A 26471-nucleotide genomic window follows, 5' to 3' on the forward strand; every position below is an offset into this window, starting at 1 on the left:
ATCACTTTTTATCACACTAGATTCTATATTGCTATATTTAAATCTTAATCTCTCTCAATCCCTTTGCCTAATCCACAAAGAGATAATAAGAGATAGCAAATATACATAAGCTTTGCTATAATTAAAACTTCATATATAAATCTTAATATACATAATAAGGCAACATTATGCGTTCATGTGGCAAGATATGTTCTATACATACTTATATCATAATTTATTTTTTTTGCTTTTATATCCCACTTCACGCAGACACAAAAACACTTATGCAAAATACACAAAGTCCCGAGATATTAAATCTAGAGAGATTAAATACACAAGATTCAATATACAACTCACTACCAGCAGATAGCCTGAAAGAAACACAATTGCCAAAAGACCCAAGCCTACTCAAAATGCAGCAAGACCAAATGGACTTAATGCGTAAGGAATATCGCGGCAATCCCGCAGAAACAGACCTTATCTACTACAAGCAAAGGGAAGCACAAAAAGAGATACAAAAAGATAGCACACTAAAGATTAAGCCAGAATATGGCATAGATGAAGATAGTATAGCGACAACAGAGCAATATGAATTTATCATGCAGTATTTTTTCAAAATCATTGATGAAATACCCTATGGCGAGGACTATAAAATCTCTGTGCCACTGCATTCATTAAGGCTAAATCAAAAGAATCCCGCAAAAACTTGTGAGATAAATACAAAAGAACACTCTCTCACACTCACGCATTACAATCACTACACAAAAGCAGAAATGCAAGCAAGTGTGAGAAAACAAACACAATATTTATTGTATAATTTGCTACAAGAATACAAAGCGGAAGTGTTAGAATGCCTTATGTTAAACCAAGCACACCTTGATGATATGAATACCGCCCTAAATCTAGAATCTCGCACCAAAACACTCACAAAAGTGCGTTCCTATGTGCTTGTGGATTTTCATGGTGGCATTTTAACCTTGCAGGTATTTAATCCGCCAAATAGAAAACATTAAAGGAAAGTCATGAAAATAGCCATTGTCGAAGATGATATTAATATGCGAAAAAGCCTCGAATTCTTTTTTTCAGATTACAAAGACCTAAATATCGTAAGCTTTAAAAACCCAAAAGATGCGCTAAAATCCCTTGATGATAGCTTTGAGCTAGTCATTACAGACATTAATATGCCTCAAATGGACGGGCTAGAGTTTCTTAATAAACTCAATGGGCGATATGAAGCCATCGTAATCACAGGCAATGCTACGCTTAATAAAGCTATAGAATCTATCCGCCTTGGCGTAAAAGACTTTTTTCAAAAGCCATTTGAACCGCAAGAATTACTTGAAGCCATATATCGCACAAAAAAGCTAGTGGAATTTAATAAAAATCATAAGCAAACACCACAAAGCACAAAAAAGATTCTAAGCAAAGAAAAGCTTTTTAAATCAAGCTCAAAAAAGCTAGAAGAAGCAAAAACACTAGCTCTCCGTGCCGCCCCAACTGATGCAAGTGTGCTGCTACTTGGTGCAAGCGGTGTGGGTAAAGAAGTCTTTGCGCGTTTTATCCATGAAAACTCAAAGCGTAAAGACGCGCCATTTCTAGCATTAAACATGGCTGCCATACCAGAAAATCTTTTAGAATCTGAACTCTTTGGCTATGAAAAAGGTGCATTTACAGACGCTACAACCCCAAAACCCGGTCTCTTAGAATCTGCACAAGGTGGAAGCATATTTTTAGATGAAATCGGTGAAATGCCTATGGGACTGCAAGCAAAGCTATTGCGAGCCTTACAAGAGAGAGAAATCATGCGTCTAGGCAGTGCAAAGCCCATAAAAATTGATGTGAGATTTATTGCTGCTACAAACGCAAATATACAAGAAAAAATCGCAAATCAAGAGTTTAGAGAAGATCTTTTCTTTCGATTGCAAACCGTGCCTATTAAGATTCCACCACTAAAAGAACGCACAGAAGAGATTTTGCCACTTGCCCTAAGCCATGTAGAAGAGGTTTGCACGCATTATGGCTTTCAGCAAAAGACTTTTAGTAAAGACGCACAAGAAAAAATGTTAGCATACACTTGGCCGGGTAACATACGAGAACTTTTAAGTGTCGTTGAGAGATCGTGTATTCTAAGCGAGGGCGATATTATAGAAGCAAATGATTTATACCTTGATGAACGAGAAAAGGGATTGTTTAACTAGGAATGATTGTGTTCTTATGGGATTCTAAAATAGCTTTTATGTTGTTAGGTTTAAAACAATGTATCATTTTTTGTTGCTGATTGCTTAGAATCTACACAAACCCTAATGCCTTTTTACAGAGTGATGAAAGCGGTTTAGTTTCTAACTCTTTTTGTGAGAGAAAATATAGCTTTATGTGTGGCAAGGATTGCGTTAATATCTCTAAATGTTTAGAATCTAGTTTATATACATTTGCGGTGATAGCGTATTTTGTGTAGTGGTGCTTGAAACTGCCGCATTTGTAGAATCCTTGCTTGTTTGTAACCGCCCCCGTTTCAAGTTGTGGGAGATTGTATAAGCCTTGATACAAGCCACCTTTATCCCCTTTTTCATACACAAAAGCAATCCTGCCTTGAGAATCTTTATATAACAAAAGATGAAGTGTGAGTGGGGTTAAAGAAGAAGTTTTTGGAGTGGGATAGAGCGTAGGATTTACCTTGCCATTGCAGAGATTTTGCACGGGGCAGATAAGGCAGCTAGGCGATTTTGGTGTGCAAATCATCGCACCTAAATCAAGCAAGGCTTGATTATAATCAAAACTATGTTTTGTGTCTAAAAGCAAAAATGCAAGCTCGTCTAAAAGCTTTTGGTTAGGTTCGCGTAATGCAAAGATTCTACACAAAACTCGTCTAATGTTCCCATCTACAAAACTCACACTTTGATGAAAACCAAAGCATAAAATCGCCCCTGAAGTATATGCACCAATTCCGGGCAATGTAAGCAAATCTTGGCGTGTATTAGGCAAAGTAGCATTATGCTTTTCACAGCAAATAATAGCAGTTTTTTGCATATTTCTCGCACGGGAGTAGTAGCCTAAGCCCTCCCATTGCTTGAGTATAGAATCTAGATTTGCTTTTGCTAAGGATTCAAGTGTGGGAAAGGCGTTTAAAAATGGGGCAAAGTAGTGTTCTTGCACTCTTTTTACTTGCGTTTGTTGCAGCATTATCTCGCTTACATACACGCCATAAGGGGCATTTTCGCCTTTTAGATTTCGCCAAGGAAGAGAAATTCTGCCCTGTATCGCATACCACTCTAAGAGTTGAATCTGCCATTGTTTAGCAATGTCTTTTGCTTTGTGTGCGGAATCTTGTGTGATTTGTGTGGGAAAAATATTTGCATTCATAAAGAGAAGTATAGCAAAAATATTATTCTCTTAAAATAGCAGATTGTGCGTAAAACTACTAGTTATTTTATTTTTTATTGCTACAATTATGATTTTATTTTGCGTATTGAAAGGTTTATATATGAAGATTTTAGAAGGTAAAATCGCTTTGCAAGGCAATGAGCGGATTGCTGTTTTATGTAGTCGCTTTAATAGTATGGTAACTGAAAGATTGATTGAGGGGGCTAAGGATTGCTATTTGCGACATGGTGGGAGTGAAGATAACTTTACTTTGATACGAGTGCCGGGGGCTTTTGAGCTGCCTTTTGTGCTTGAAAAAGTGCTTGAAAATGGTGATTATGATGGGGTGTGTGTGCTTGGGGCGATTATCCGTGGTGGCACACCGCATTTTGACTATGTCGCAGCAGAATCTACAAAGGGCATCGCAAATGTAACGCTAAAGTATGGTGGGGCGGTTAGCTTTGGTATTTTGACAACAGATAGCATAGAGCAAGCCCTAGATCGTGCGGGCTTAAAGGTCGGTAATAAGGGCTTTGAAGCGATGGCAAGCCTTATTGAACTCATCGATATATATAGGCAGCTTGACTAATGGCGACAAGAAAACAAGCAAGAGAAGCTATCATTCAGATTCTATACGCAAAAGAATTGGGCAATGATAAGGCGATAGAACAAGCAGAAGCCTTTCTCAACGCACAAAAAATACGCAATAAACAGCAAGATTTTGCCCTTAATCTACTGCATGGAATCTGTAATGAAGAGAGAAAAATCGCAGATATTATTAATGTATTCTTAAAAAGTTGGGATTTAAGTCGTTTGGGCGTGATTGAGAAAAATATCATAAAGCTTGGTGTGTATGAGCTGCTGCAAACAAATACGCAAAAAGCAGTGATTATCAATGAAGCTATTGAGCTTACAAAGTCGTTTAATGTGCAAGATGCGTTTAGACTAGTTAATGGCATACTTGATTCTGTGGCAAAGACAGATTCTAAAACGCTAGATGAATTGATACAAAAACAAGAACAAATAAATACTGAAAAATTAACACAAGATTCCATAAAACAAACTCGTATAGAATCTAAAAAGCCCATAAAACACAAAATAGATTCTACACATTCTACAAAAAGACAAAGGGTTAAACAAACTATACAAAAAGAAATAAAGCAAGATTCCGCACAAATACCAGCAAAAAAGACAGATATGACTCATGTAAAATCAATCCAAATAAGTGCGAGTAAAAAAGATAAAGAAGCACAAGATTTAAATATAGAATCTAAGCACGAGAGAATGTCTAAAAAAGCTAGTCATGTTAGTCAATCTAAAGATTCTAAGCGAGTAAAAGATTCTAAAAGTAAATTAGAATCTAAAAGTCATAAAGATACTAAACCATTAAAAGATTCTAGGCTTAAGTTAGAATCTAAACACGATAAAACAAACGATTCTAAAAACAATTTAGAATCTAAAACTACACAGGCTATAAAATCAGCAAAACAAACTTCGCAAAAAAAAGATTCTAAACAAGCTAAAGATTCTAAAAACAATAAAGCAAAACATGCGATAAGAGATTCTAAACAAGCAGAAAATTCTAAAAACAATTTAGAATCTACAATAAAAACCGAATCTAAAATCCACAAAGATTCTAAAACAAAACAAGAAGCTATTCAAACTAAAGACTTTCAAAAAAAATCAGATTCTAAAAAAGCAAAGGTTTCTAAAGTTAGTTTAGATACTAAGAGAGTAAAAGAATCTAAAACTAATTTAGATTCTAAAAACAATAAACAAAAAGATTCCAAAACAACAAAAACTAGCAAAAAGAAAAACACAAAAAAAGGATTAGCATGAAGTTATGTATCGCCCTTGATATGCCAAGTATGCAGGAAAATCTTGCTTTAGCAAAAGAAGTTAAAAAGCATTTTAGTAACGAAGAGATATGGCTAAAAGTTGGACTGCGTAGCTTTGTGCGTGATGGCAGGGATTTTGTGTGTATGTTGCAGGATTTAGGTTTTAAAATCTTTTTAGATTTAAAGATTTATGATATACCTAATACCATGCTTGATTGCGTTTATGAGTGTCATCAACTCGGCGTAGATATGATGACTATCCATGCAAGTTGTGGTAAAGAGGCGATGAAGTCTATTGCTAAATTTTTACGCACAGAATCTTCAAATATGCGTGTTGTAGCTGTGAGTGCTTTAACAAGTTTTGATGAATCTGGCTTTAAAGAGATATATAACATCTCTATCAAAGAGGGTGTAAAATCCTTTGCAAATATCGTGTATGAAAGCGGTATAGATGGGCTTGTATGCTCAATTGATGAAGTTTCACTCATAAAAAGCATATCAAATACGCTATGTTGTGTAACGCCGGGCATACGATTAGAAGATTCTAATAATGACGATCAAAAACGAGTGGCAAGTGTAAGTGTAGCAAAAAAAATGGGGAGTGATTTTATAGTTGTTGGGCGACCTATTTATAATGCAAATGATAAATTCAGCGTGATTAAGCGGATTTTAAGTGATATGTAGCTATAAGTATTCTACTTTAAAATAAGGAATGGCAATGATTACGCAAGTGCAAATATTTACCGCGAAAACAACAGAAGAGTTACAAAAAAAGATGAATGAATTTTGCGTGGATTTTTTCCCCGAAGAGATTGTAAATTTTAAGGTAGCAAAGATTTATACACAAGCACAAGAAGAAGAACAATGGCTAGGCTATATCGTGTATAAAAAGAATGAATACTAATTTTGTATTAGTGCAAGATTTATTTGCTTGAGTATAAATTAAGCAAATAAGAGATTCTTACCCTACAAGGCAAAATCTGCAAAGCAAAGTCTATTGTGTGCTAGAATATCAATGAACCTGTGAGTGAATCTATCAATCAATAAAGGCATATAATGAAAGCTAAAAAAAGCACACTTTATGAATGTCAGCATTGCGGTTGGCAAAGCAGTAAATGGCTTGGTAAATGTCCAAATTGTAGTGCATGGGAAAGTCTTATCGAGTTAAAGGGTGAAGCGTTAAGCTACGCATATTCTAGCAATAACACACAAACTACACACTCTAGCACAAAAGCCCTGCCTATCACACAAGTGCAAGAAGAGGTGCTAGATAGATTTAGCTCCACACAAAGTGAGCTTGACATTGTGCTTGGTGGTGGGATAGTGCGAGGTGGGCTTTATCTCATCGGTGGGAGTCCGGGTGTTGGTAAATCTACTTTGCTTTTAAAGGTGGCAGGTGGATTGGCAAATGGCGAGTCCTATAATATAGATTCTAATCCTTACACAAATAATCTAGCTTTAAATACAGAATCTAGTGCTACTTTTCATGCAAATAATACAAATTTAGATAATCAAGCAAATTCTTATAATAGCTTTTCAAATACAATTCAAAGTGAGAAGCAACGGAATCTAGATTCTAATCCTTGTCATGTTGAGCGTAGCGAAATATCTAGCATAGAATCCAACAAAGATATTTCGCCTTTTTCAAAGGCTCGCACGAGCAAAGCTCTTGCCCATACTTGCAAATATGACAATATGCAAAATTTAGATTCTAAAAATTACACCCTAAACCCGGCAACCCACCCAGATTTGACACAGAATCTAGAATCTAATCAAATAACACAAAAAGCTCCGCACCAGCCCATAAAGACAGAAAAACTAGATTCTAAATCCACACAAACAAAAGGCAGAAAAGTGCTTTATGTAAGCGGTGAAGAAAGCCTTAGTCAAATACATAATCGTGCGAAAAGATGTCATTGCTTGAGTGATAATCTCTATCTATTAAGCGAGATTAATATCTTAGAGATTAAGGAAAATCTGTTAAATGGTGGCTTTGAAGTTTGCATTATAGATTCTATACAAACGATTTATTCGCCTAATCTCACAGCAGCACCCGGCTCTGTCTCACAAGTGCGAGAGATTACATTCGAGCTTATGCGGCTTGCAAAAAGCTTTAATATCGCCATGTTTATCATTGGGCATATTACAAAAGATGGGCAGATTGCAGGTCCTAGAGTGCTAGAGCATATGGTTGATTGTGTGCTATATTTTGAGGGAGAGAGAAGCAATGAGCTAAAGATTTTGCGAGGGTTTAAAAATCGTTTCGGCACGACAAGCGAGATTGGAATCTTTGAGATGAAAGCACATGGTTTAGTGAGTGCAAATGAAGCAACAAAGAAGTTTTTTAATGCAAAAAAGGATATGTCTGGTAGTGCAGCAGTAGCGATTATGGAGGGAAGCAGATGTATAGTCGTAGAGATTCAAGCCCTAACTTGTGAGAATGAGTATGGTGTGCCAAAACGCCTTACAAATGGCTTTGATAGCAATCGATTAAATATGATTCTAGCCTTGCTTGAGAAAAAGCTAGGTATCCATTTGCATAAACATGATGTCTTTGTGAATGTTGCTGGTGGGATTAAGATTAGTGAAACAAGTGCGGATTTAGCCCTTATTGCAAGCATTTTATCAAGTTATAAAAATCGCCCATTAAGATCAAGCACAGCTTTCATTGGTGAAGTGAGTTTGATTGGTGATATTAGAGAGGTGGGTGGGCTTGAGTTGCGATTAAAAGAGTTGGCAAACTTTGGCTTTAAAAATGCCATAGTCCCAAATATCCCAAAAGGCTATAAGGGGCAGGTAAAATGCACTCAAGCATTAGAGGTGGCACAGATTATTGAGTGGATGTGATTTTTATTGGGTATTGGTATATTTTATTCGGGCGTAACAAAATATTTTAATGCTACAATTACACGCAAAAATAAAGGAATGTTATGGATAATGTTACGCAATTACAGAATCTTTTTACCACAAAACAACCCTTATTTATATTAAGTAGCACAAGATCTAAAAAGGAATTTTACCTGCATTTTAAGGCGAAAAGCAGTTTAGATTTTAACCTGCATTTAAACACAGAATCTAATGAAATACTCAATAATTGCTTTATGCTATTTGATACAAAATCTCATCAAACATTTAATAATAAAGATTCTATAATTCTGCCTTACGCCCTAAGTATAGATGAGTTTTTCACAAAAATAACCTTTAGTGATTACGCTATGATACCCAATAATGTGCGTGATTTTTTCATGTTTCAAGCCCTGCAAAATGTAAAGCAAAAAACAAAAAACACACAGAAAAAAACACAGGACTTTTTAAACTTTGAAACAAGCTTTATGCTATTTTTGCAAACTTCTTCTGTGTTGTTACAATTTTATGATGAGTTAAGAGAGCATAAGATTGCAATAACAAAAGAGAGTTTAGAAGAGTTTGCAAATATCGATAGCTATGAGGAATATAGCGAGCAATTAAGCCTTTTAGCAGAGATTTATGAGGAGTATAATTTATTATTAAAGGCAAATGAACTCACAGATTCTATATACAGCGACACGACACAAAGCTATAATATCTTTAGTGAATATATACAGAGTTTTTCAAGCATACATATAGAGCTAGAGGGCTTTATATCGCCACTGCAATATGAGATTCTAGAGCGTGTGAGTAGCATTACCCCAACCTTTCTTTACTTTAAGACAGATAGCTACAATATGGGGCATTTTCAGTTTCTAAAGCAAGAATTAGAATCTTTTAAAAGCTATATTTATAATTTGCAGACTAAAGATTTATTTACACAAGACACAAAAAGATTAAAAAGACAAAATATTAAACTCTACAAAACTACAAAAAGACTAAGTCAAGCAAACCTAGCCCTAGCCCTAGCGTATAAATGGCAAGAAGAGATATTACAAAACAAGGCAAGTGAAAATGACTTTGCGATAATTTTACCTAGCGAGAGTTTCTGTAATCACTTATTAACACTAGATTCTAATCATATCTTTAACTTTGCGATGGGGATACATATCGCCTATTTAGAATCTTATAATCTATTATTATCCTTATATGATTCTTATATGCAAACAAAAGTGTTTGATATAGCCCCGCTTTTAGAAAGTGATAGCTATGATACACAAAAGCTTAATGCATTAAAAGAGCAATGTTTGCAAGATTCTACAATTATTTCTAATCCAAATATATTGCATTTAGAAAAGATTCTAATGCTATTATTTGAAAATGAAGAAGTGCTATTAGCACAAATAGCACAAATACTCTCAACCTTTAATCATATCGCAAATAGAAACTTTTTTAATGTCAATACATTGCATTTTGAGAATCTTTTTACTTTATTTATGCGAGAAATTGCAGGGTTAAAAATCAATCATGTAGCAGGTGGTAAGATAAAAGTCATTGGCACACTAGAGGCAAGAAATCTGCATTTCAAAGAAGTGCTAATACTTGATTTTAGCGATGATTTTGTCCCAAATGTTACGCATGATGATATGTTTTTAAACTCTAAGATTAGATCTCATTATGGTATGCCGACAAGAAAAGATAAAGAAAATCTCTATAAGCACCACTACTACAATATTATGAAAAACACAGAAATAACGCATATTAGCTTTGTAAATAATGAAGAACAGATAGAATCAAATATGCTATTTGAAATCGGCTGCAATACAGAATCAGCCCAATCTATTGACACACTTTATAGCTACTATGATATGACTAAACAAGCTAATATAACATTTTATGAAGATGAATACAAACCATTTGGGAAAGTAGAAAATTTAAGTGCTACCGCACTGAATGTATATAATGAATGCACGCGTAAATTCTACTACCGCTATGTTGAGGGTTTGAAAGAAGAGAGAACGCAAAGTCAGTATTTTGGTAGCATTATACATGAATGGCTTTTTGAATCTTATAAACCTTATATTGAAGAGACATTAACACTAGATTCTATAAATGCAATCGAATCTAGCTTTTTTTCTAAATTTTATGCCCTAAATACTTTACTTACACAAAATAATCAAGAAGAAAGCATAGAAATAGATATGAAAACTTTCGTAAAACTTGATAGCTTTACCCCATATATGAGAGCCTTTTTTGAGTATGAAAGAGAGAGGGTAAAAAAGTATTCTATAAAGATTCTAGGACTTGAATATACTTTTCGTATAGAAAACTTCCGCATAAATGCCACGCAAGATACAGGCTATACACTCAATGGGGCAATAGATAGGATAGATATGGTGGATAATGAGATTGTGCTATATGATTATAAAAGCGGGGCTAGCTTGCCTAAGAGTTCTGATTTACAAATGCCTTTTTATGCGATGTGTGCGACTGAAATGCCACTCTTGCAACCACATAATGGCTTACATACAAAATTAGCATACTATCATCTTGGAGCAAAGGATATAAATAAGATTCTAGTATTTAATGATGAAAAGAAATTGAATGAGAATATACAAAAGATTCAAGAAATGCTTAAGACTTTTGGTGAAACAAATGAAATGACAGAGAAATTATCTACATGCAAAGATTGTCAATATGCCCTTTTGTGTAATAGAACATAGGGGGGGGGGGGGTTGGAATCTAAACTTTGCTAGATTGAGTATTATTTTTTATCAGCCATACCCGATCTAGCAAATAAAAAATAATTAACTTTGGAATTCAGTAAAAAAATATGTTAGAATACAGACTTTAATTCTTACAAAGGGTTACTTGCCAAAGGGATTTATATGGAAACAAATGTGATTGTTATCGTTGGAAGCTTTGTCGTTGTTGTTGTGCTGTTTATCTTCGCACTTTTTAAGTTTGTGCTATCGAATAAGCCAAAAGAAAGAGAGTTTGACATTGATTTAACAGGTGGATTTAGTGTTGAAAGTGTTATGATGGTGCTAGATTCTAGCTCTAGCACACTAGAAGACTTACAAGAAGTGCTAGATAAGCTTTTTAGCGAATATGATAAATTGGAACTAAGCAAACTACAAATTAAAAACATTCTCATTGCCCTATCTCTTCACAAAAATGCACAAAAAGATATTATCATTGAAACTCAAAAAAGATTTGAAGAAAAACACCCAGAACTTGCTATGGAGTTTGAACGATCTGTAAAAAAGGGGCTTGATGCAAGGGGGAGAAGATAGGGGGTTATAGGGAGAATTTTAACCATTTCTATTTGATAATGCTTTGGCTATCAAAGTTTTTTACGATTTTATTTTATTTGTTTATAACTTTCACTACATAAATTTCTTTTAGCTTTAGAATCTAATGGGCTAATAACTTCAACGACGAAATCTCTAACTAATACACATAACCACTTATTCAACAGGCATTGCATTTATAAAAATTTGATTGTAAGTGACCATTACGCATATAGAGATTTATCTAAAAATCCCATTTTCATACAATGATAAGGGGTTGTGTTATGAAAATATACAAAAATGTAAAGTATTTTTTACATTTTTATTGACAAATAACTATTTTTTATGTATAGTTTCATCGCGTTCCTAATGTTAGGGCGTAGTTATTAGGTTAGGTTACCCCCTCCAATTTCCCTACACCTAATAGCTTCAAAAACTTTGCTGAACCCCACAAATTGTGAAGTTTTTGTTACTCTCCACTCCTTTTATAGGCTCCTTTAGGAGCTTTTTTTATTTTTCATTTTACTCCTTTGTTTTATTTAAGATTTATTCTTTTGAGTTGAAAAACTCAAGAGATTTTTGTCATATTATCCATGAGAAAAGATATAACAAGTTTATGAAGTTGCATGATGATTAAAAAATATTCATAGAAAATAAGCAGAACTAAGCAAAAGAAAGTTATGGCAGAGGGGAAGGGAGCGACTTCGCAATTCAAGCCCCCCCCCTCTCATCAAAAAAGTGGAAAATGGAAAATGGGAAAATTGGGGGATTATGTGAGAATAGAATTAGGCGGCACCCCAAATACTGCAAAAAGTGAATATTGGGGAGGTGATATTGCTTGGATTAATTCTGGAGAAATCAATAAATTTAGAATCGTTAAGCCAACAAAAACTATTACAAAATTAGGATTTGAAAATCAAATACAAAGCCTTTACCTAAAGGGAGCGTTGTGATAGCAATAACAGGTGCTACATTGGGACAAGTAAGTTTGCTAGAAATTGATTCTTGTGCAAATCAATCTGTTGTGGGTGTTATACCAAATGATGATTTTTCTAATGAATTCTTGTGTTTATGGATAAAGTTTAATATTGATGAAATTATTTTAAATCAAACAGGTGGAGCACAACAACATATTAATAAAAACGATATAGCTAATTACCATATAATCAAACCCGACAAAGAATCTTTAGCAAGTGTAAATCTAAAAACATATTTTGAGAAAATATCTCATAATGCAAAACAGATAGAGAATCTCCAAGCAATGCGGGATATACTATTAAAGGCAATATTTGCTTAGGTGTTGTTATGGCTTAAGGGGATATTTCTAGTAGATATTTATAACAGATACTTCGCCTACGGCTCAGTATGACAATGTCCCCACTTGTCATATCAAAAGTCTTGCCACCTTGTCATACTGAGCGTAGCGAAGTATCCCAAAACATAGAATCTAGTATAGATTCTAAAAGAGATTTTTCGCTAACGCTCAAAATGACAAGGAAAGGGTTACTCAAAATGACAATGCCCCCACTTGTCATACTGAGCGTAGCGAAGTATCTACAATGGAATCTAGATTTTTCGCTATCGCTCAAAATGACAAAGAAATAATATTAAACGACAAATATAATAAAGTATAATAATGAAATCTTTTGAATTTTTTATTTGTTATGTTGATTTTACTTGCCATACTAAAGCCTTGCCACCTTGTCATACTGAGCCTTTAGGCGAAGTATCTAAAACTTTATAACGGAGTGTAATAATGGAATCTTGTAATACAGAATCTAGCTTAGATTTACCTTTAGAATCTCTCTCTTTACAACCCTTTCTACAATCTCTCCATAAAGAGCAATGGCAGGAAGTAAGGCTTGGGGAAGTTGCAGAAATCACCTCAAGCAAAAGAATTTTTTATAGCGAATATGTAGAATATGGAATCCCCTTTTATAGAAGTAAAGAAATTATAGAATTTAGTAAGGGCAATAATCCACAAAATGAATTATTTATTGATGAAAATAAATACAACGATATAGCAAATAAATTTGGAGTGCCACAAGCAAATGATATTCTGCTCACTTCAGTTGGGACTTTGGGGATTCCCTATCTTGTGCCAAAGGATAAAAAGTTTTATTTTAAAGATGGTAATCTAACTTGGTTTAAAAATTTTAAAAACATTACAAGCTTATTTTTGTTTTTATTGGTTTAAATCTCCACAAGGAAAAGAAAAGTTAGATTCCATTGCTATTGGTAGCACTCAACAAGCTTTAACTATCGCAGCATTAAAAGCAGTTAATATACACCTTTCGCATACAGATATTATAAGAATACTGAACGAACAATTAAATAGCATTCAAAATAAGATTGAAAATAACTCAAAGCAGATTCAGAATCTCCAAGCAATGCGGGATATGCTATTAAAGGTAATATTTGCTTAGGTATTATTATGGTTTAAGGAATATAAAGGGATACTTTGCCTACGCTTTAGTCATGACAATGTCCCCACTTGTCATATCAAAAGCCTTTCCACCTTGTCATACTGAGCGTAGCGAAGTATCCCATAATACAGAATCCACAACAGAATCTAAAAGAGATTTTTCGCCTTTTTCAAAGGCTCAAAATGACAAAGGGGAGAGGACTCAAAATGACAAGGGGGGGGGGGGGAACGGCTCAAAATGACACGCATAGAGATTTTTCGTTTGCTACGCAAACTCAAAATGACAATGTATTTTATGATGATTAAAGCGTAGTGAAGTATTTAAGCTTAGATTTTAAACTTGTCATAACTAAGCCCTAGATGAAGTATCACAAAATATAGAATCTAAGCTAGAGATTTTGCCTTATAGTTTGGTAACTTATTGCATTTTAAACATAGAATCTAAGCAAGTTTATTAAAGTTTTATTTCCTTTAAGATTGTAGAATACAAGCTTTTATGCTTTGTGGATAAAGGGAGTATCAAAATGGAATGTAAGATACGCACAATGCTTTTATGTTTGTTAGTTTTTGGTGTGTTTGGAATCTTGCAAGCAAATGCAAATCATAATGAAAATGCTATGGCAAAGCAAGAAGTGGCGAATGTGAATATAGATGATGATTTAGATTCTATCTTTCTTAATAGTAAAAGCATTCAGCTTGGTGATAAGCCTGTGATGATAGTCTTTGGCAAAGATGATTGCTATCATTGTAGCATTTTGAGTGCAAGTTTAATCGGTAATGATGTGATACAAGGCTATATTACGCTAAATTTCTTGCCTTATTATATCAATCTAAGCGATAAGAAAAGGCACTCTATCCCCTATCTCAATCTCTCTGGGTTAAGCTCACTTGATACCGCACGACTCTATAAGTTAGAATCCCTGCCTTTAATCGTGTTTGTAAGCACTGATGGTAAAGAGATTATGCGTGTAGCTGGATTCCCCGGGGAGAAAAGGATAATACATTTATTAGAATTTATCTACAATGATATTTGGAAAAATTATAATAGCCCAAAAGAGCGTGTGGCTGGATTCTTGGAATATGAAGAGGATTTAGCAAAAGGTGCAAAATAAGATTCTATAAAATCAAGATAAGATTCTATAAAATAGGGTAGGGCGACTAAAGTCTAAAAAGCGTTAAAGGTTTATTAAATATAAAAAGGATTGTTGTGAATAAAGTTTTTAAGAAAAGTTTAAGTATAGCAATATTAGGTTTTTGCTGTGTTATGTCTGGCTGTAAAGATGGTAATATCTCAATTAGCGATGGAGAACAAAGCACAAAAGAGCTAGATACAAAGCTAGAAAATATCGATGTGGCTGGATATAAGGGACTAGAAGATATTATCAGTAATAATGTGCGTATAGAATCAGATTCTAAGCCTATTATGCTTATCTTTGGTGTGAATAATTGTAAATATTGCGAGATATTAAAGCAAGATATGCGTGATAATCAAAAATTGCATGACTTTATAAAAGATAACTTTGTAACCTATTATGTAAATACGAGTTATAGCAAAACACATGAAGTAGCCTATATGCAAAAAAGTCTAAAAAGTGATGATTTAGCAAGATATTATGGTGCGGTGAAAACTCCACTTATTATATGGCTAGAGAGTGATGGGACTAGGATTCTAAAACTTGATGGATATGATCCTAATTATTTTAATGCCATGTTACAATTTGTAAAAAACAAAGGTTATGGTGATGAAAAAAATAGTGAAAAGCGTATGGCTATGTTTATAGAGCAATACACGCAGGGCAAATTAAATTTTTAGGGTTAAACTTTTAGAGAATCTCTTTTGTAGTGAATTGTAAGTGGAGATATTATGGCAAAACTTTCTGTATTGTTTAAGGCACTTTTGAATAATCTTTTTGCGTCCATGCCTCTTAGCATTTTTCTCATGGTGCTTTATGCGGCTTGTATCGGTTGGGCTACTTTTGTAGAGAAAGAGTATGGCTCTATTGTCGCACATGATGTGATTTATGCGTCATGGTGGTTTGAGTTACTTAATGCGTGGCTTGGGCTTAGTCTATTTGGCTGTATGCTAAAGAGTGTGAAATATAATGGCTTTAAAGTCAGCGTGCATACTTTCCATTTTGCTTTGATTGTGATTATTATGGGGGCTGGTATTACGCGATATTATGGCTTTGAGGGGAATATGGTGCTAGAAGATGGGGGAAGTAGTAGCTTTATAGAATCTAGGGATAACTTTTTAAATGTGCTTGTGAGTAATGATGTGGGAGAGAATGGCACACAAAGTGATATTTTGCCGCTCGATAGCTTTAAAAAAGGCTATGATATTTCACTTAGTCCTTATGTGAGATTCTCAAAATTTAGCTTAGATACAAAAGAGGCTTTTGATAAACCTTTAAGTATTAAATCCGTTTCTATTATTAACTATTCTTTAAGCTCTCTTTTTGAACAAGCAAAAAATGAGAATAGAGAGATAGATCCCAAAGAAATTGATGCGAAAAAAAGAGAGAATCATTATTTAGCAAAATTTGAAGTAACCTATGATGGTATCACACATACCATGCTTTTATCAAATCGCGGTGAAAGGGCAATTGCTCGTTTTGGCAATCGCTTTATTACGCTTTCATGGGGACCAAAGTTTATACAACTTCCATTTGAATTAAAGCTTGATAAATTTGAAGTGATAAATTATCCGGGCTCACAAATGCCATCAAGCTTTGCTTCTTATGTGCGTGTGATTGATGAAACACATGGCGAATATCCATTTAAGATATTTATGAATAATGTGCTTGACTACAAGGGATATAGATTCTTCCAAAGTGAATATCGTGTAAAAAGAGATGAAGAGGGCAAGGAAATGCACGATGAAAATGGAATGCCCCTTTATGCAGCAACTATTTTGTCAGTCAATAATGACCCCGGAAAGATTCCAACATATATAGGCTATACGCTTTTAATACTTGGGGCTTTATGGCTTTTATTTGACAATGACTCTCGCTTTAGAAAGTTAAGCAATTATGTAAAATCGCAAAAGGTATTAAGCATTGCTTTTCTTTTCTGCGGATTAGCCTTATTTCAACTAAACACACCTTTATATGCAAATACAGAATCTAAAAATATAGAATCTGATACAAGCAAATTCTCACAAGAACTACCCCGCAAAAAATCGTTAGATAGTGTTAATAGTGAGAAAAAATCACATTTAGACAAGCAATTAAGAGAAAAATATATACAAGCAAATGAAGATTTCATAGCACATATTGCAACAAGCAAAGAAAGTGCAGAAAAAATAGCCCCCATTTTTGCAGATATGAGCGATGAAGCTATAAGAGAGAGAATAGAGGGGCTCAAAAAAATCCCTAATAAGACTTTAAAGCGTTTCGCAAAGATACAGATACAGGGCTTTGATGGGCGTATTAAACTGCTTGATACTTATAGTGATGAGATTATGCGAAAAGTTACAGGTAAAAAAGAGTTTAAGGGCTTAAAGCATAATCAGTTTTTACTAGGACTTATGACTATGCCAGAGGATATGGCAAAGCTAAGGTTAATCAAAGTAACAAATAAAGAAATACTTGATATTTTGGGCGTTAGGGATAGCTATGTGTCGTTTGAAGATTTATTTCATAAAGATAGATTAAGCGATGTATATGCCTTTAGTATATCGCCTAATGCAGAGAGATTGGAGAAGTTTGAGAAAGCATATAAGCTTTATCATTTTGTAAATACGGCACTTAAAAAAAGAGATTCTGAACGCAATGAGTTTGATAAGCAAATCTTAAGATTACATGAGAAAATGGACTTGCTTATGCCATTTTCAATATGGCATTATTTGCGACTAATTCCAGCAGATGGCGACTCGTGGATACCTTTTGGTAATCCAAATATGCTTGATATAGCACAAATTCAGCAAAGTAATCCAGAGGATAGAAAAGAGCTAACACTGCTTGTCTATTTCTTAGAAGATTTTCGTTTGCAAACACGCGTAGGTGTTGCTTTAGGCGAATGGGAGAAGTTAAATGAAACACTCCTTTTTTACAATCGCTATCAAGCCCTTGTAGGTGGTAGCTTGTATCTTAATCCCACGCTTGTAGAATCTGAACTTTTTCTTAATAAAACAGATGTGTTTCCAGTATCACAATACTTTTATTTAGCGCTTGGCATGTTACTATTTTTTGTAGCTTTTATTGCGATTTTGAGTAATAAACAGATTCCAAAATGGCTTGGCAAAACTTGCTATATCTTGCTTTTTTGTGTGTTTGTCGCACATACTTTAGGACTTATTTTGCGTTGGTATGTCGGCGGACATGCTCCATGGAGTAATGCCTATGAATCTATGCTCTATATCGCATGGGCTAGTGCTTTATCGGGTGTTATTATCTTGCGTAAGTCTTATTTTGCTATGTGTGGGGCTAGCTTTCTTGCGGGTATGGCTCTAATGGTAGCACATTGGGGCTTTATGGACCCACAAATTGGCAATCTTCAGCCCGTCTTACAATCATATTGGCTTAATATCCATGTTGCAGTAATTGTAGCAAGTTATGGCTTCTTAGGACTTTCTTTTATGCTTGGCATTACAAATCTTATCCTTTTTATCTTCCGTAATCAGCAGAAAAGACCACAAGTAGATTCTGCCATTCTTGCCTTAAGTGCGATCAGTGAGATGAGTATGATTATTGGGATATTAATGCTTGTTGTTGGCACATTCTTAGGTGGTGTATGGGCGAATGAATCTTGGGGTAGATATTGGGGTTGGGATTCTAAAGAGACTTGGTCGCTTGTATCTGTTGGCGTGTATGCGTGTGTGCTGCATGTGAGATTATTAAAACCGCTTTATTTACCTTATATCTATAATGTCCTTGCAGTGCTTGCTTTCTCTAGTATTTTGATGACATATTTTGGGGTGAATTTCTATCTTGGCACAGGTATGCATGCTTACGCGCAAGGTGAGGGCGATAGTGTAAATAGGCTTATTTTCATTTCATTGGCATTAATTTTTATATTAGTCGCTTTAGCTTTTATGAAAAGAAAATTGCTTCATACAAAAGAGACACATTAATATTAAAAGGGTAGGGCATGATAGAGATTCTAGGAATAGCTTCTGATATTGCAGGGGGGAAGCTTGGCTCGGCAAAAGGTGTTGCGTTGCTATGTGAGTATATGAGAGAGAAGAATCTTGCTATTTTGCATGATAAAAATTATCTCTCTTTAGATAGTAGCATAATCCCACCGGCACAAAAAGATGACTATACAAAGCATATTGATGTATTGTATGATTTTTTTAAAGATAAAGTCGCTAAAAGGGCTGAAGAGATTATTTGTGAGAATAATTTCCCATTTATTATTAGTGGGGATCACTCAAGTGCATTGGCAGTAGCACAAGGCATTCAAAACGCACTGCCAGATGAGAGAATAGGCATAATTTGGATTGATGCACATGCAGACATTCACACACCTTTTAGCACCTTTAGTGGTAACTTACATGGTATGCCCTTAGCTGCCATCATAGGACATAAAGCACCAAATAAAAACACACTCACACAATCACAAGAAGAATCTTGGGAAAAGTTAATGAATATTTCAAAAGATTCTATACAACCAGAAAATATCGTGTATTGCGGTATTAGAAGCTTAGAGAAAGCAGAACAAGATGTTATAGATTCTAAAAATATATGTGTCTTTAGTGTGGAATCTTTACAAAAGGGCAGGGCAGACTGCATAGAAAAGATGAAAGAAGTCTTAACTCAAAGCACAAAGATTTATGTGAGTGTAGATATAGATGTGCTTGATTGTAGTGAGTTTCAAAGCACAGGTTGCAACGAGTCAAATGGGCTGTATATGCAAGAGCTAATCATGCTTACTAAAGATATTATAGAATCTTTTTCACATAAAATCATCGCCTTTGAGCTGAGTGAATTTAACCCAACCTTAGGCAATACAAAAGAACAAGACAAAGCCGCAGTATGCAACTTTTTACATGAGGTTATAGAATCTTTAACAAATAATGTTGTATTGCAAAGATAGTATATGGTAGCTTTATTGCCTTACATCTAAAACATTATGCATTGCTACCTATCCGCCCTTATCACACCAAAAGTTTAAAAAAATCTTGCCTATTATTCCAAAAATAATGATTTTTGCTATACTAAAAACACTTTTTAATTTCACGACAAAAGGACACACAATGAAAATCACTTACACACTCACAGATGAATCCCCAGCCCTAGCGACCTACTCATTTCTGCCTATCGCAAAGGCTTTTTTAAACCACGCAGACATCAAAGTAGAGAGTGCTGATATTTCCCTAAGTGCTAGAATCTTAGCGCAATTCCCGGAGAGTTTAAATCCAAATCAACGCGTAGAAGACGCCCTAAGTCAGCTTGGTGAGCTTGTCAAAACGCCAAATGCCAACCTTATCAAAACCCCAAATATCTCCGCTTCAATCCCCCAGCTTAAAAACGCCATTAAAGAGCTGCAAGCAAAGGGCTATAATGTGCCAGATTTCCCAGATGAGCCAAGCAACGAGCAAGAAAAGGCAGTGAAAGAAAAATACCAAAAAGTGCTAGGCTCAGCAGTCAATCCTGTTTTAAGGCAAGGCAATTCCGATCGCCGCAGCACCAATGCGGTCAAATCCTACGCACAGAAAAATCCCTACCGAGTAACGCCCTTTGATAAAAGCTCAAAAAGCTGTGTGAGCTATATGAAAGAGGGCGATTTCTTTGATAATGAAAAGGCGGTGCTAATAGAATCTCCCACAACGGCAAAGATTATTTTCAAAGATTCTAGCGGACAAAAAGTGCTAAAAGATGGGCTAAAACTAGAGGCAAATGAGATACTAGATGCCACCTTTATGGACGCACAAAAGCTAAGTGAGTTTTACACAGAGCAGATTGAATCGTGCAAAAAGCAAGGCATACTCTTTTCACTGCATTTAAAAGCTACGATGATGAAAGTAAGCGATCCAATCCTTTTTGGCTATGCGGTGAAGGCGTATTTCAAAGAGCTTTTTACTGAGTTTAAGGACGAGTTAGAATCTTTAGGTGTGAATGCCAATAATGGCGTGAGTGAGCTACTTACAAAGATAGAATCCAGCCCCAAAAAAGCGGCAATTCTTGCGAAATACAATGAGATTTTAGAAAAATCCGCCAAAATCTCTATGGTAAATTCCGACAAAGGCATTACCAATTTGCATATCCCAAGCGATGTGATTGTAGATGCCTCAATGCCTGCTATGCTAAAAAATGGCGCGAGATTATGGGATAAAGACGGCAAGGAATGCGATGCAAACGCTGTGATTCCCGATAAAACTTATGCGACTATTTATGAAGCCGTGATTGAAGATTTAAAGGCTAATGGCACTCTTAATCCTGCGACTTTAGGCAGTGTTAGCAATGTAGGCTTAATGGCGAAAAAAGCCCAAGAGTATGGCTCACACGATAAAACCTTTGTAGCCCCAAATGATGGGGAGTTTATCATTGTGGATTCTAATGATAAAGTGCTACTTACTCATCGCGTGAAAAAGGGCGATATTTACCGCGCTAATCAAGCGAAATTTGATGCGGTGCAAAACTGGATTGATTTAGGGATTGAAAGGGCGGATTTAACGGGGGATAAGGCGATTTTTTGGCTTGATTCTAAAAGGGCTAGTAATAAAATTATGATTGATTTAGTTAAGAAAAGACTACAAGAAAAGGGCAAAGACATAGCCATTTTAGCCCCAAAGGAAGCGTGTTTAGAATCTTTACGCCTTATCCGCGCTGGTAAAAATGCTATCTCTATTACAGGCAATGTTTTGCGTGATTATTTGACCGATCTTTTCCCCATTTTAGAGCTTGGCACAAGTGCGAAAATGCTCTCCGTCGTGCCTATGCTAAATGGTGGGGCGATGTTTGAAACCGGGGCTGGAGGCAGTGCGCCAAAGCAAGTGGAGCAGCTCGTGGAAGAAAATCATTTGCGTTGGGATAGCTTGGGCGAGTTTTTAGCCTTGCAAGCAAGTCTAGAGTTCTACGCGCAAAAGCAAAATAGCCCTAAGGCAAAGGTGCTAGCAGACGCGCTAGATGTGGCTACTTCACAATGGCTTGATAACAACAAAGCCCCCTCACGCAAAGTGGGCGAAGATGACAACCGCACAAGCCATTTTTACTTGGCGATGTATTTTGCTAGGGCGTTGAGTGAGCAAAAAGCGGATTCTACTATCGCGGCATTCTTTACGCCTATTGCTAATGAGCTAGAATCTAAGCAAGATTCTATTAGGGCTGAATTTAACTCCGCTCAAGGCGTGAAAGTAGATCTAGGAGGATATTATAAATTTGATGACAATAGGGCTGAAAGCGTTATGCGACCAAGTAAAAGCTTTAATGCGATGATTGAAAGGATTGCTAAGAAATAGTTTGCAGCTAAAATGCTAGATTTGACTTTGTTTAGTGCGTATTTGGGTGCTGTTATTACACTCATCATCACGCCCGGTCCCGTTGTTGCCCTTGTGCTAAAAAATACGCTCAAAGGGCAAGATTCTAAGACAAAAAGCACACAAGCCTTAAAAACAATCTGCGGGACAAATCTAGGCTCACTCCTGCTTATCGCTGTAAGCATTGTGGTGATTTTGGGCGTGGCTAAAGTTTCAGAATCTCTACTTGGGATTATGAGTATTGTGGGCTGTGGCTTTATACTCTATCTTGGCTCTAGCTCACTTTTGGGATTTTTTAAGCAAAGGAAATGTGGAGATTCAGCACAGCCTTGCCATATTGAGCCTTTTCATATTGAATGTTGTCATATTGAGCGTAGCGAAATATCCCACAAATCTCATCAGGATTCTAAACCCAAAGGCTCTCAAAGCGAAGTCCCTTTAGAAAACGCAGTAAGCGGTAGTGAGCAAGCACGAAAAGCAAACTCCCTTAAAAGCACCAAAAAGACAACGCAAATATTACATACCCCTTTCTTACAAGGCTTACTTCTAAGCCTATCAAACCCCAAGGACATTTTATTTTTCATCGCCTTTTTTCCGCAGTTTTTAGGTATAACGCACTCCATTTATCTTAGCATTACAGTCCTTACGCTATCGTGGATAGCCCTTGATTTTAGTCTGCTTCTTCTTATAAGCTACATTTCTCAAAAGATACAACTAAAGCGATTTGAAACGCTCATAGCCCCACTTAGCGACATTGTGCTTATAATGGTTGGAATCTTTGGTATTGTGTATGGTTTCCTATCTTTAATGCCATAATAATTGATACAAAATTATCTTATTAGCAGCCAAAGTTCAAACAAATAAATATATTGAAATATCCTTACTTTATGGGGATTTGAGTGTATTACACCAAGTTGGTTACCCTTGTGCTAAAAAATACGCTAAAAGGGCAAGATTCTAAAAGCAAAAGCACACAAGCCCTTAAAGACAATCTGCGGGACAAATCTAGGCTCACTCATACTTATCGCTGTAAGCATTGCGGTGATTTTGGGCGTGGCTAAAGTTTTAGAATCTATGCTTGGGATTATGAGTATTGTAGGCTGTGGCTTTATACTCTATCTTGGCTCTAGCTCACCCTAGAATATCTCAAACAAAGAAAATATAAGAAGGTCTTATCTTATCATATAGATTCTGTAGATTTCAATCCACTTTTATCTACTTATTTTGATTTTATTTCAAGTTGCGCTAATTTAGAGTGAGTAATCATTTTTATTTTATTGTGTCATATTGCAATATCATGCATTTATTACCCGTGATCAACTCATATTCATGTGTGTAAAAGAGAGATAAGAAGCTAAACTACAATGCGATTCTTTCATCTTCTGTGGTTTCTGGCATAGTGTCATTTTGTATATGTTCTTCTTCCTCTTTGTTAATATGTGATTCTAATGTTTCATTGTTTTTTGGGCTTGTTTGTGGTTTTGTATCCGTTGTGATTTGGGACATGTAGTTGTCTAGATTCTTGATATAACTGCCAAGTGAGCCGCGACCTCTTATCTGAATTTCGGCTTTTTCATACGCATTTTGTGCGGTTTCTAAAGCACGGCTAATTTTTTCCATACTCTCTGTAAAGCCATCAAATTTTTTAATAAGTTTTACGCATTCTTGCAGAATCTTTGTGATATTTTTATCCTTTGCTTCATTACTCCAAATATGATGGATAAGTCGCAAAATCACCATAAGAGTCGTTGGGGCAGCAAGGATAATGCCCTTATTATAAGAATCTAAAAATAGCTGCATATCATGCTGCAAAATCGCACTATACGCCCCTTCTAATGGCATAAACATAATCACAAAATCAAGCTGTCCCCCTTCAATGCAGTGCTGATATTGCTTAAGTGAAAGGCTTTTTATATGATTTTTCACACTCTCGATATGTGCGTTTAGGTGCATTTCTTTAGAATCTGTCGCATTGAAAAATCTCTCATACGCACTCAAACTCACTTTAGAATCCACAACTACAAAGCGATTATTCGGCAAATGTATCACAACATCAGGTCTCAAAATCTCTTTTGCTTCATTCTTCACAAATACCTGCGTATAGTATTCCCTATCCTTTTGCAAACCGCTAGACTCAAGCAATCGCTCTAAAATCACCTCGCCCCATTGCCCTTGCAGTTTAGAATCTCCACGCATTGCGTTTGCTAGATTGGTCGCATCGGCTGATATTTTAAGGCTTGCTTCTTTTAGGTGCTTAATCTCGGTATTCAAGGCAATGTGTCGCTCTTGATTATCCTTTGTGTGCTGTGCTATCTCTGTTTTAAATCGCATAATCTCATCGCAAAGTGGCTTTAAGCTATCGCTTTGTTTTTCTTGGAATTGGCGATTTTTCTCTTCTAATAACTGCTCGCTTATTTCATAAAATCTTTGTGTCATTAATGCGGTGTGTTTCTCTTGGTTAGTTTGTAGTAGCTCTTGCATGAGTTCTTGCTTTTGTGTGTATTGGGCTTTTAGGGCGTTTTCCCTTTCTTGCAAGGCATTTGTTAGGCTTAGGATATGTTCTTTTTTAAGTGATTCTAATTGTGCTACATGCTCGTTTTTGGTGGTTGTTAATGTATGTTGTAAGTCTTGTATTTTCTCTTCATAATGTTTATTTGTAAGCAAAATGGCTTGTTCGTTTAATGCTTCTTTTATGCGTAAAGCCTTTATTCTCTGTCTGTATAAAACAAGCATGATAAATAAGCAAATAATGGCACAAATATAAAGTGTGTGTATGATATATACAGATTGCATATTATTCCTTTATTGAAGTTATTTTTTTACATTAAAATTCTCGCACATCGCCGTTTTTGATATAGGATAAAAAGCTTGTGGCATACGCACCGCTTGGGAGTGTAAAGGCGATTTCTGCTTGTGCTTTTTCTGCGTTGTATTTGATAGATAAGTCGCTTGGATATACCCATGCGTATCGCCTTGCTCCATTTGCCATGATGGGATAGGCAAAGTTTTTTTCTATTCTACATGCGTCTTGCTTTGCTAGTCTTATTTTGTGATGATTGCTTTTAGATTCTAGGTTTTGTGTTGTGTGAGACTTTAGATTTTGTGTAGATTCTGAAATCTTGTCATTTTGAGCCATAGGCGAAAAATCTATTCTAGATTCTAAAGTGTTAGGTGTTTTGCTACGCTCAACATGATAATTCTTAGATTCTATATTCTGCTTAAAATCCACTTTATTTAGATTAATCTCTCGAATCTTATTCTGCCCTTTAAACTCACAATCGCATTCAAACAAATGAGATTCTAGAATCTTTTTACACTCCATACCGCTTAATAGCCCTGTGATACTAATATCCCCATTCTTTAGTCTCTCTGTATCATTCAATATAGTCTTAGCATAATTTATCTCTTGTATGTCATTTAATCTTTTATCCCCGAAGTAGAAAAATTTCCCATGTGGATAGTGCATACATACATCGCCTATGAGTGGTGTGAGTGGCAGGGCTTGTGAGTGCAAAATCTCAAAAATCTCTCTATCCATAGTGATATTATACATGCTAGAGAGTGCTTGTATAGAATCTTTAAGATTGAAACTTTGCATGATATTGCTTATTTTTAGTCGTTCTTCAAGCCATAGATTAAAGCATACGCTTTGCAGACTTGATATAAGCAGTTGCTCTAATGGATTTTGTTTATTTGGGGGCTTTTTAATCTGTAATGCCTGCATATAGTTATCCCCAAAATTGCCAAATCTTTGATAGCCAAAAAAGTTTGGAAAGCCCTGCTTTTGTGCTAGAAGTGCTTCTTCTTTTAGCCGCTCAAAGCTTTGTGGGGTAACCTTTTTTAAGCGGATAAAAAACTTATTGCCTTGTAAATGTCCTATTTTTATTTTATTCCCATGCAGATAAGATTCTAGAATCTTTATTTGATCTATCTTGTGTAGATTATTTTCATAGGCTTTAAATGCTTTATTTGGGACTGAAATGTGCTGATAAGTAAGGGCGTGTTTATCCTTTAGTCCAGCATAGCCGATATCCCTTTCTTTGATATGTAGGGCTTGTGCGATAAGCTTCACACACTCTAGTGTGCTTATATTCTTTTTTCTCACTTTTAAGATTCTATGCTCTCCGGTATTACTAAAAGGATAGAGTGGAATCTCTTCTACGATAAAATCTCTCTCATTATGTGAAAATACAAATGGAATCTTAGGGTAAGATTTACCATAGAATCTTTTTTGTGTGGCGTATTGCTCTAAGAGTGTTAGTATCTCATCATTTGGCTTTGTATCGCTCATCAATTCTCGTCCTTACGAA

23 protein-coding genes and 2 pseudogenes are annotated in these 26471 nt (G+C 35.5%); 22 read left to right on the forward strand and 3 right to left on the reverse strand.

The window, feature by feature from the left end:
• The first annotated feature begins 167 nt into the window (after window positions 1-167).
• Together C6H17_RS01705 and C6H17_RS01710 are read left to right on the forward strand one after the other, a co-directional pair.
• Window positions 168-992: a hypothetical protein gene (locus tag C6H17_RS01705; protein WP_005219336.1), complete on the forward strand. Its 825-nt coding sequence runs from the start codon at window positions 168-170 to the stop codon at window positions 990-992.
• A 9-nt stretch (window positions 993-1001) separates the two neighbouring features.
• On the forward strand, window positions 1002-2177 hold the full coding sequence (locus tag C6H17_RS01710; protein ID WP_005219334.1) for a sigma-54-dependent transcriptional regulator: 1176 nt from the start codon (window positions 1002-1004) through the stop codon (window positions 2175-2177).
• Between the two features lie 91 nt (window positions 2178-2268).
• Here C6H17_RS01710 and mutY read toward each other — a convergent pair whose 3' ends face one another.
• Entirely contained in the window at window positions 2269-3339 is a 1071-nt protein-coding gene (gene mutY, locus C6H17_RS01715) for an A/G-specific adenine glycosylase (protein WP_005219332.1), read from the reverse strand.
• 121 nt (window positions 3340-3460) lie between these two features.
• On the opposite strand from mutY, the gene ribH reads away from it, so the two are divergent.
• From ribH to C6H17_RS01810, 20 genes and pseudogenes are all read left to right on the forward strand, one after another.
• Window positions 3461-3928, forward strand: a complete 468-nt coding sequence (gene ribH / locus C6H17_RS01720; RefSeq protein WP_004083981.1) for a 6,7-dimethyl-8-ribityllumazine synthase — start codon at window positions 3461-3463, stop codon at window positions 3926-3928.
• Window positions 3928-5178: a transcription antitermination factor NusB gene (gene nusB / locus C6H17_RS01725; RefSeq protein ID WP_020995547.1), complete on the forward strand. Its 1251-nt coding sequence runs from the start codon at window positions 3928-3930 to the stop codon at window positions 5176-5178. The genes ribH and nusB overlap by 1 nt, the downstream gene beginning before the upstream one ends.
• Window positions 5175-5861: an orotidine-5'-phosphate decarboxylase gene (pyrF, locus tag C6H17_RS01730; RefSeq protein ID WP_005219328.1), complete on the forward strand. Its 687-nt coding sequence runs from the start codon at window positions 5175-5177 to the stop codon at window positions 5859-5861. The genes nusB and pyrF overlap by 4 nt, the downstream gene beginning before the upstream one ends.
• 34 nt (window positions 5862-5895) lie before the next feature.
• Entirely contained in the window at window positions 5896-6081 is a 186-nt protein-coding gene (locus tag C6H17_RS01735) for a hypothetical protein (RefSeq protein ID WP_004083978.1), read from the forward strand.
• 152 nt (window positions 6082-6233) lie between these two features.
• Window positions 6234-6593 (forward strand): annotated as a pseudogene (locus tag C6H17_RS13365) (DNA repair protein RadA); the annotation flags it as partial.
• Window positions 6594-7025: 432 nt separating this feature from the next.
• Window positions 7026-8024, forward strand: a pseudogene (gene radA, locus C6H17_RS13370) (DNA repair protein RadA); the annotation flags it as partial.
• Window positions 8025-8107: 83 nt separating this feature from the next.
• On the forward strand, window positions 8108-10747 hold the full coding sequence (locus C6H17_RS01745) for a PD-(D/E)XK nuclease family protein (RefSeq protein WP_005219321.1): 2640 nt from the start codon (window positions 8108-8110) through the stop codon (window positions 10745-10747).
• 165 nt (window positions 10748-10912) lie between these two features.
• Window positions 10913-11320: a hypothetical protein gene (locus tag C6H17_RS12730; RefSeq protein WP_020995545.1), complete on the forward strand. Its 408-nt coding sequence runs from the start codon at window positions 10913-10915 to the stop codon at window positions 11318-11320.
• Window positions 11321-11997: 677 nt separating this feature from the next.
• Window positions 11998-12270 carry a hypothetical protein gene (locus C6H17_RS01755; protein WP_051355095.1) on the forward strand — a complete coding sequence of 91 codons (273 nt, stop codon included), beginning with the start codon at window positions 11998-12000 and terminating at the stop codon, window positions 12268-12270.
• Window positions 12267-12614, forward strand: a complete 348-nt coding sequence (locus tag C6H17_RS01760; RefSeq protein ID WP_051355094.1) for a restriction endonuclease subunit S — start codon at window positions 12267-12269, stop codon at window positions 12612-12614. Before C6H17_RS01755 ends, C6H17_RS01760 begins: the two co-directional genes overlap by 4 nt.
• Before the next feature lie 68 nt (window positions 12615-12682).
• Window positions 12683-12922: a hypothetical protein gene (locus C6H17_RS01765; protein ID WP_040462827.1), complete on the forward strand. Its 240-nt coding sequence runs from the start codon at window positions 12683-12685 to the stop codon at window positions 12920-12922.
• A gap of 151 nt (window positions 12923-13073) precedes the next feature.
• Window positions 13074-13514 carry a restriction endonuclease subunit S gene (locus tag C6H17_RS12405; RefSeq protein WP_005219316.1) on the forward strand — a complete coding sequence of 147 codons (441 nt, stop codon included), beginning with the start codon at window positions 13074-13076 and terminating at the stop codon, window positions 13512-13514.
• Window positions 13515-13735: 221 nt separating this feature from the next.
• Entirely contained in the window at window positions 13736-13984 is a 249-nt protein-coding gene (locus C6H17_RS01775; protein ID WP_148374288.1) for a hypothetical protein, read from the forward strand.
• A gap of 282 nt (window positions 13985-14266) precedes the next feature.
• Entirely contained in the window at window positions 14267-14854 is a 588-nt protein-coding gene (locus C6H17_RS01780; RefSeq protein WP_004083969.1) for a thioredoxin fold domain-containing protein, read from the forward strand.
• A gap of 95 nt (window positions 14855-14949) precedes the next feature.
• Window positions 14950-15555, forward strand: coding sequence for a thioredoxin fold domain-containing protein (locus tag C6H17_RS01785; RefSeq protein ID WP_004083968.1), 606 nt, complete (start codon window positions 14950-14952; stop codon window positions 15553-15555).
• A gap of 51 nt (window positions 15556-15606) precedes the next feature.
• Window positions 15607-18813, forward strand: coding sequence for a cytochrome c biogenesis protein CcsA (gene ccsA, locus C6H17_RS01790; RefSeq protein WP_020995543.1), 3207 nt, complete (start codon window positions 15607-15609; stop codon window positions 18811-18813).
• A 17-nt stretch (window positions 18814-18830) separates the two neighbouring features.
• Window positions 18831-19778, forward strand: a complete 948-nt coding sequence (locus tag C6H17_RS01795; RefSeq protein WP_005219312.1) for an arginase — start codon at window positions 18831-18833, stop codon at window positions 19776-19778.
• A gap of 160 nt (window positions 19779-19938) precedes the next feature.
• Entirely contained in the window at window positions 19939-22143 is a 2205-nt protein-coding gene (locus C6H17_RS01800; RefSeq protein WP_005219309.1) for an NADP-dependent isocitrate dehydrogenase, read from the forward strand.
• A gap of 12 nt (window positions 22144-22155) precedes the next feature.
• Complete coding sequence (locus C6H17_RS01805; RefSeq protein ID WP_005219307.1) at window positions 22156-22977, forward strand: LysE family translocator; 822 nt, start codon at window positions 22156-22158, stop codon at window positions 22975-22977.
• A gap of 83 nt (window positions 22978-23060) precedes the next feature.
• On the forward strand, window positions 23061-23222 hold the full coding sequence (locus C6H17_RS01810; RefSeq protein ID WP_223808333.1) for a hypothetical protein: 162 nt from the start codon (window positions 23061-23063) through the stop codon (window positions 23220-23222).
• Between the two features lie 298 nt (window positions 23223-23520).
• On the opposite strand, the gene rmuC is transcribed toward C6H17_RS01810, so the two are convergent.
• The gene (gene rmuC / locus C6H17_RS01815) at window positions 23521-24954 is read right to left on the reverse strand and encodes a DNA recombination protein RmuC (protein WP_020995542.1); all 1434 of its coding nucleotides are present in this window, start codon (window positions 24952-24954) and stop codon (window positions 23521-23523) included.
• 31 nt (window positions 24955-24985) lie between these two features.
• Complete coding sequence (truD, locus tag C6H17_RS01820) at window positions 24986-26452, reverse strand: tRNA pseudouridine(13) synthase TruD (protein ID WP_005219303.1); 1467 nt, start codon at window positions 26450-26452, stop codon at window positions 24986-24988.
• Window positions 26453-26471: the final 19 nt, after the last annotated feature.

The organism is Helicobacter rappini (genome assembly GCF_900198625.1).
GTDB classification, from domain to species: Bacteria; Campylobacterota; Campylobacteria; order Campylobacterales; family Helicobacteraceae; genus Helicobacter_A; species Helicobacter_A rappini.